At 65.8% G+C, this 7,722-nt stretch carries 7 protein-coding genes and 1 other RNA gene; all 8 read left to right on the top strand.

The window, feature by feature from the left end:
• Positions 1-978 (top strand): cysteine desulfurase family protein (locus CG471_RS28135; RefSeq protein ID WP_099234464.1); only part of this gene is annotated, 978 nt, incomplete at its 5' end.
• Positions 979-997: 19 nt separating this feature from the next.
• Complete coding sequence (locus CG471_RS28130) at positions 998-1,333, top strand: 2Fe-2S iron-sulfur cluster-binding protein (protein ID WP_010337134.1); 336 nt, start codon at positions 998-1,000, stop codon at positions 1,331-1,333.
• Between the two features lie 3 nt (positions 1,334-1,336).
• A complete protein-coding gene (gene blaSGM, locus CG471_RS28125; protein WP_099234463.1) occupies positions 1,337-2,317 on the top strand; it encodes an SGM family class A beta-lactamase in 981 nt (326 codons plus the stop codon).
• 62 nt (positions 2,318-2,379) lie between these two features.
• Positions 2,380-2,477: signal recognition particle sRNA small type (ffs, locus tag CG471_RS28120), an RNA gene on the top strand.
• Between the two features lie 73 nt (positions 2,478-2,550).
• A complete protein-coding gene (locus tag CG471_RS28115) occupies positions 2,551-4,176 on the top strand; it encodes a DNA polymerase III subunit gamma/tau (RefSeq protein WP_099234462.1) in 1,626 nt (541 codons plus the stop codon).
• Positions 4,173-4,496, top strand: a complete 324-nt coding sequence (locus CG471_RS28110; RefSeq protein ID WP_099234461.1) for a YbaB/EbfC family nucleoid-associated protein — start codon at positions 4,173-4,175, stop codon at positions 4,494-4,496. The genes CG471_RS28115 and CG471_RS28110 overlap by 4 nt, the downstream gene beginning before the upstream one ends.
• 155 nt (positions 4,497-4,651) lie before the next feature.
• Positions 4,652-7,051 carry an endopeptidase La gene (gene lon / locus CG471_RS28105; RefSeq protein WP_004207700.1) on the top strand — a complete coding sequence of 800 codons (2,400 nt, stop codon included), beginning with the start codon at positions 4,652-4,654 and terminating at the stop codon, positions 7,049-7,051.
• Between the two features lie 162 nt (positions 7,052-7,213).
• Complete coding sequence (locus CG471_RS28100; protein ID WP_004207699.1) at positions 7,214-7,486, top strand: HU family DNA-binding protein; 273 nt, start codon at positions 7,214-7,216, stop codon at positions 7,484-7,486.
• Positions 7,487-7,722 lie beyond the last annotated feature (236 nt).

Genomic DNA, 7,722 nt, shown 5'->3' with positions numbered 1-7,722 from the left:
GGGCGCATGGTGGCGGCGCAGGTGGAAGTGGCGCGCGATGCGATCGGCCAGTTGCTGCCCCCGGCTGGTAGGCTGCTCTTCGCCTCCGGCGCGACCGAGGCGCTGAACATCGCGATCCAGGGCGCGCCGCCGGGCGACATCGTCACCATCGCGACCGAACATGCCGCCGTGCTGGATACGGTGGCGGCGATGCGGCGGACGGGCCGGGCGGTGACGGTCTTGCCGGTGGATGGCGACGGGCTGGTCGATCTGGCGGCGGCGGCGCGGGCGATCGTGCCCGGGGTAGCGCTGGTCGTCGCGATGCTGGTCAATAACGAGATTGGCGTGATCCAGCCGGTCGGCGCGTTGGCGGAACTGGCCCATCAGGCGGGCGCGCTGTTCCTGTGCGACGCGGTGCAGGGCTATGGCCGGGTGCCGATCCCCGACCCGTGCGACATGGTGGCGATCAGTGCGCACAAGATTCACGGCCCCAAAGGCATCGGCGCGCTGTGGCTGCGCGACGGGGTGAAGGTCGACCCGCTGATCCATGGCGGCGGACAGGAAGGCGGGTTGCGGTCGGGCACCTTGTCGCCCGCCTTGTGCGCCGGCTTTGGCGTGGCGGCGCGCCTGATGCGGGAACAGGCCGAAGCCGATCGCGCGCACATCGCGGCGCTGTCTGCGCAGGCGCGCGCACTGTTCGCCCACTGGACGCTGAACGGCAGCGCCGACGCGCGTTATCCCGGCAATCTCAACATTCGTCGCGCCGGGATCGACGGCGCGCGATTGTTGTCCGATTGCCGCAATGTGTCTTTTTCGCTCGGCAGCGCTTGCGCGAGCGGGTCCGGGCGGCCTAGCCATGTGCTGCGCGCCTTGGGTCTTTCAGACAGTCAGGCGCGCGGATCGGTGCGGATCGGCTTTGGCCGATACACGACACCGGCCGAACTGGAGGAGGCTGCGAAGGTGATTAACGGGGCGGCGACCGCACAAGCGGCGCCGTGAGCAGGGAGCATCGCATAGCATGACCATGGTCACCTTCATCAGCGCCGACGGCGAAAATCGACTGGAGGTCGATGCGCCTGCCGGGTCCGTCCTGCTGGAGGTTGCACAGGCGGCGGGTCAGCCGCTGGAAGGAACATGCGAAGGGCAGATGGCCTGTTCGACCTGTCATGTCATCGTCGATGCCGCCGATTTCGACCGGCTGCCGCGCGCGAGCGAGGATGAGGAGGATATGCTGGACCTGGCGGCTGCGGCGACCCGCACCAGCCGCCTGGCCTGCCAGATCATTCTGTCCGAGCAATTGGACGCGCTGACCGTCCGTATCCCCGGCGAATTCAACAATATGCAAGGTATGTAAACCATGGCGCTGCGCAAATCCCTCTCGCTCGCGGCGCTGACCGCCTGTCTGGTCGTGGCCTTGCCGCTGTCGGCCGCGCCCAAGAAGAAGGCGCCGGCCAAGAAGGCCGAAGAGGTGCCGACCCTGCCGACATTGATGCCGCCCGCGCCACGCTATCTGGTGCCGCAATCCGCGCTCACCTCCGTCCGCAATCCCAAGGAGATCGAGGAGGAGACCGGCGGGCGCATGGGCATCGCGCTGGTCGATCGCGACGGTGCGCTGATCCTGGGCTTCAACCGCGATGATCGCTTTGCCATGTGCTCGACCTTCAAGGCGCCGCTGGCCGCCGCCGTGCTGATCGGCGCGCAGGGCGGCAAGTTCGGGCTGGAGGGGGAGATACCCTTCACCAAGGACGATATTCTCGATTACGCGCCGGTGGTGAAGAAGAACAAGAAGCGCGGCCGCATGTCGATGGCCGAACTGGCCGCGGCGGCCGTGGAGGTCAGCGACAACAGCGCCGCCAACCTGTTGCTGCCGATGCTGGGCGGGCCAGAGGGGCTGACCTCCTTCATCCGTGCCCATGGCGACAAGATTACGCGGCTCGACCGTATCGAACCCGAGTTGAACGAGAATATTGCGGGCGATCCGCGCGACACGACCAGTCCGGCGGCGATGGCCGGGCTGATGGGGCGGCTGTTGTTCCGCGACATGGCTGCGGCTGATGCCGACAGGTTGCGCGGCTGGCTCAATGCCAGCACCACCGGCGACAAAAGGATCAAGGCGGGTCTGCCCGAAGGCTGGACGTCGGGCAGCAAGACCGGCAGCTGCGGCACCGCCTATAATGACGTCGCGCTGGTGAAGTCGCCCGCGGGCGAGGAATATATATTGGCCATTTATCTCGACCGGCCGACGGTGGACGACAAGAAGGCCGAGGCGGCGATCGCCGAGGCCGCCCATTCGGCGCTGGAATTCGTCAGCAAGGCGCAGAAGAGCGGGCTGGACTAGCTTTCAGGAAGGCAAGGGCATGGAAGCCCTTGCCTTCCTGTCATGAGTTCGCCATATGCCCGGCCGGGAGTCGGGCGGACGTAGTCGTCGCCAACCTGGTCAGGTCCTGACGGAAGCAGCCACAACGATTTTTCTGCGGGTCGTTCCGGCTCCCACCTTTCCGCACAGCATCATCTCTTCGCAAGGTCCGAACGGGCTTCGACAAGCCGCATCTGAACGGTTAGGAAACAGGCATGTCCGATTCCCCTCAGCCCTATCGCGTGCTTGCGCGCAAATATCGTCCGCGCAACTTTCGCGAGCTGATCGGGCAGGACGCCATGGTCCAGACGCTGGGCAATGCGATCCGGCGCGGCCGCCTCGCCCATGCCTTTCTGATGACCGGCGTGCGCGGAGTCGGCAAGACGTCGACCGCGCGGCTGATCGCCAAGGCGCTGAACTGCATCGGCCCGGATGGGCAGGGCGGGCCGACGATCGACCCGTGCGGCGTGTGCGAACCCTGCATGGCGATTGCCGAGGGGCGGCATATCGACGTGGTCGAAATGGATGCCGCCAGCCATACCGGCGTCGACGACGTGCGCGAGATCATCGAGGCGGTGCGCTATGCCGCTGTGTCGGCGCGCTACAAGATCTACATCATCGATGAAGTCCATATGCTCTCGAAGAACGCGTTCAACGCGCTTCTCAAGACCTTGGAGGAGCCGCCGGCCCATGTGAAATTCCTGTTCGCCACGACCGAGGTGAACAAGGTGCCGGTGACGGTGCTGTCGCGCTGCCAGCGGTTTGACCTGCGTCGCATCCCGGCCGAGATGCTGGCCGGCCATTTCGCCCATGTGGTCGAGGCCGAACAGGTCGCGGCCGAGCCCGATGCGCTATCGCTGATCGCGCAGGCGGCCGAGGGCTCCGCGCGTGACGGCCTGTCGATTCTGGACCAGGCGATCGCCCATGCCGAAATGGGCGAGGGCGAGCCGATGGTCACGGCGGCGCAGGTGCGCGAGATGCTGGGCCTGTCGGATCGTGGCTCGACGCGCCGGCTGCTCGGCCTGCTGCTGGAGGGCGATACCGCCGCGCTGCTGGGCGGGGTGCGCGATCAATATGCGCTGGGGGTCGAGCCGCTGTCGCTGATGCGCGGCCTGCTGGAACTGGTGCATGCGGTCACGCTGGTGAAGGCCGGGCGCGACATTGCAACGCCGGGCCAGTCCGACGAGGAACGCGGCGCGCTGGCCCACTGGGCGTCGCAGATCGGCTTCGGCCCGCTGCATCGATTGTGGCAGTTGATGCTCAAGGGCCATGACGAGGTGGCGACCGCCGCCCTGCCGATCGAGGCGTGCGAGATGGCGCTGCTGCGCGTGATGCATGCCGCGACCATGCCTGATCCCAGCGACCTTGCCCGGATGCTGCAGGGCGGGGTGCCGATGGCCGCGCCGGCGCTGCCGGGCCAGGCGCTCGCCGCCGCCGCGCCCGCGCCGGAACCCGCGTCCAGCCTGCCTGCCAGCTTCGAGGATCTGATCGAAGCCTTCTGGCAGAAGAGCAAGGGGCATCTGGCGCAGGAAATGCATGATTGCGTGGGGATCATCCGCTATGATCCGCCAATGCTGGAATATCGCGGCACGGCCAGCCTGTCGCCCGACTTCGCCACCCGGATCATCCCGGCGCTGCGTGAGGTGACCGGTGTCGCCTGGACGGTGACGCAGGGCGAGGGGGAAGCCAAGCCGACCTTGCTGGCCAATGAGCAGCGCCAGCTGGCCGACAGCCGCGCCGCAATTTTGGAAACCCCGGTGGTCAAGGCGGCAATGGACGCCTTCCCCGATGCCGAGCTGGTCCATTCGGACGAGCCGGAACAATGGAGTGCCGAAGCATGAAGGATCTGAACGAAATATTGGGGATGGCCAGCCGCGTGCAGGAAGAGCTGCAGCGCGCGCAGGACAATCTGGACAAGCTGGAAGTCGAAGGCGTGGCCGGTGGCGGCCTGGTCAAGGTGAAGGCGTCGGCCAAGGGCCGCATCCTGGGCGTGTCGATCGACGACAGCCTGCTGGCACCGTCGGAAAAGCAGATGCTGGAAGACCTTATCACCGCCGCGTTCAACGATGCGCGCAAGAAGGCGGACGAGGTCAGCAACACCGAAATGGGCAAGATGACCGCCGGCCTGCCGCTGCCGCCGGGCTTCAAGCTGCCCTTCTGAGCCGGCGCGCATTGCCGTTCCGGGGCTGCCGCTGGCGGATAAGCCCTTGTTCATCGTTGCAGCAATATGGTGATCGCTGATTGATTGACGCGACGGGCATCCCCATAAAGGCGATGAACCGCATGACGGGCCGCAAGTCCGGCCCTGGAGAGTGAATGACTACGCAATATCCCCTTCTGCCGCTGCGCGACATCGTCGTCTTCCCGCAGATGATCGTCCCGCTTTTCGTCGGTCGCGACAAGAGCGTCGCCGCGCTGGAAGCGGCGATGGAGGGCAATAAGGAAATCTTCCTGGTGTCCCAGCTGGACCCGGCCGAGGATGATCCGGGCAAGGACGCGCTGTATGACACCGGCGTGGTGTCGGTGGTGCTGCAGCTGCTCAAGCTGCCCGACGGCACGGTGCGCGTGCTGGTCGAGGGCAAGCATCGCGCCCAGCTGGCCGATCTGGCGCCGGCCGAGGCGGGCTATCTGGTCGCCGAGGTCGCGCCGGTCGAGGAGATCGTCGCCGAAGGTCCGGAAGCCGCTGCGCTGATGCGCTCGGTGGCCGAGCAGTTCGAGAATTACGCCAAGCTCAACAAGAAGCTGCCGGCCGAAACGCCGGTGCAGCTGCGCGAGATCGACGATGCCGGTCGCCTGGCTGACTCGGTCGCCGCCAACATCAACGTCAAGGTTGCCGACAAGCAGTCGCTGCTGGTCGAGCCCGATCCGGTCAAGCGGCTGGAGATGGTCTTTGCCTTCATGGAAGGCGAGCTGGGCGTGTTGCAGGTCGAGAAGAAGATCCGTGGCCGCGTGAAGCGCCAGATGGAAAAGACCCAGCGCGAATATTATCTGAACGAGCAGCTGAAAGCGATCCAGCGCGAGCTGGGCAATGGCGAGGGCGAGGAAGGCGACGAGCTTGCTGAACTGGCCGACAAGATCGCCAAGGCGAAGCTGAGCAAGGAAGCGCGCGCCAAGGCGACCGCCGAGCTCAAGAAGCTCAAGGGCATGCAGCCCATGTCGGCCGAAGCGACGGTGGTGCGCAACTATCTCGACGTGCTGCTGGGCCTGCCCTGGGGCAAGAAGGGCCGGGTCAAGACCGACCTCAAGAAGGCGCAGGCGATCCTGGACGAGGATCATTTCGCGCTGGAGAAGGTCAAGGACCGGATCATCGAATATCTGGCGGTGCAGGCGCGCACCAACAAGCTGAAGGGGCCGATCCTGTGCCTCGTCGGCCCGCCGGGCGTCGGCAAGACCTCGCTGGGCCGTTCGATCGCCAAGGCGACCGGCCGCGAATTCGTGCGCCAGTCGCTGGGCGGCGTGCGCGACGAAGCCGAGATCCGCGGTCATCGCCGCACCTATATCGGGTCGCTGCCGGGCAAGGTCGTGTCGAACCTGAAGAAGGCGGGCACCATGAACCCGCTGTTCCTGCTCGACGAGATCGACAAGCTGGGCCAGGATTTCCGCGGCGATCCGGCATCGGCGCTGCTGGAGGTGCTGGATCCCGAACAGAACAGCAAGTTCCAGGACCATTATCTGGAGATCGACGTCGACCTGTCCGACGTGATGTTCGTGACGACGGCCAACTCGCTGAACCTGCCGCAGCCACTGCTCGACCGCATGGAGATCATCCGGCTCGAAGGCTATACCGAGGACGAGAAGGTCGAGATCGCCCAGCGCCATCTGGTGCCCAAGCAGATCGACGCCCATGGCCTGAAGAATGGCGAGTTCGAGGTGACCGAGGCCGCAGTGCGCGACCTGATCCGTTACTATACCCGTGAAGCCGGCGTCCGCACGCTGGAGCGGGAAGTGGCGCGTCTGGCCCGCAAGGCGCTGCGCAAGATCCTGGAAGGCGCGTTCGACAAGGTCGAGATCACGCCCGAAAACCTGGCCGACTATGCCGGCGTGCGGAAATTCCGTCACGGCGTGGGTGAGGAGGAAAACCAGATCGGCGCCGTCACCGGCCTGGCCTGGACCGAGGTGGGCGGCGAACTGCTGACGATCGAGGCGGTGACCGTGCCCGGCAAGGGCCTGATCAAGACGACCGGCAAGCTGGGCGAGGTGATGAACGAATCGGTGCAGGCCGCCTTCTCCTATGTGAAGGCGCGCTCGCCCGGCTATGGCATCAAGCCGAGCCTGTTCAACCGCAAGGACATCCATATCCACCTGCCCGAGGGCGCGGTGCCCAAGGATGGTCCGTCGGCCGGCATCGGCATGGTCACGACCATCGTGTCGACCCTGACCGGCATTCCCGTCCACAAGGATGTGGCGATGACCGGCGAGGTGACGCTGCGCGGCCGGGTGCTGCCGATCGGCGGCCTCAAGGAGAAGCTTCTCGCGGCGCTGCGTGGTGGCATCAAGACGGTGCTGATCCCGCAGGAAAACGAGAAAGACCTAGCGGAAATTCCGGCCAACATCCGCGAGGGGCTGGAGATTGTCCCGGTGTCCCATGTCGACGAAGTGCTGGCGCGCGCGCTGGTGTCCAAGCCCGAAGCGATCACCTGGACCGAGGAAGATGATCTGGCGGCGCAGCCCAGCGCCGGCCAGGGGCGCGACGGCGATCCCGCTATCCGTCACTAAAAGCCCGGTTTTCGGCGCGTTTATGCCCATGGGGGCAAAAACGCGCCGACGCCGGCTTTTTTGACGCTTTCCCTTTGACACCGCTTGAAAGCTGGGCCTTATTGCCCCGCCTACGCCGCGATTCCTTGACTATCCAACATCTATAAAGGGGGTTCCCAAGGCATGAACAAGCAGGATCTTATCAGCGCGGTCGCTGAAAGCAGCGGTCTCAGCAAGAGCGACGCCAGCAAGGCGGTCGAGGGCGTGTTCGACGCCATCACCGGCGCGCTGAAGAAGGGCGACGAAGTGCGCCTGGTTGGTTTTGGCACTTTCTCCGTGTCGCAGCGCAAGGCTTCGACCGGTCGCAACCCGCGCACCGGCGAGACGATGACGATCAAGGCGTCGTCGCAGCCGAAGTTCAAGGCCGGCAAGGGCCTGAAGGATTCGGTCAACTAAGGATGCAGGCGCGCCCGCTCGGGCGCGTTTACGTCCGATGATCTGCCGGCGTCGCGGTCGGAAGTAGGTTTGCGGGAGAGTGGCGCTGCGGCAGGGGAAACCCGCCCGGCGCATGCATGTCGAAAGGAAGGGGTAGGGGCCGGGGGCCTCTGCCCCTTTTTTCATGGCCTTGTGCGGCGGATCGCGGCGATGACCGGTCCGCTGCCCTCGACCTGCTCCGCCTGCGGGGGTAGGAG

Source organism: Sphingobium sp. IP1 (assembly GCF_002708645.1).
Lineage (GTDB): Bacteria > Pseudomonadota > Alphaproteobacteria > Sphingomonadales > Sphingomonadaceae > Sphingobium > Sphingobium yanoikuyae.
Note: the sequence above shows the minus strand (reverse complement) of the source record. Positions and strands in the feature narration are given on the sequence as shown.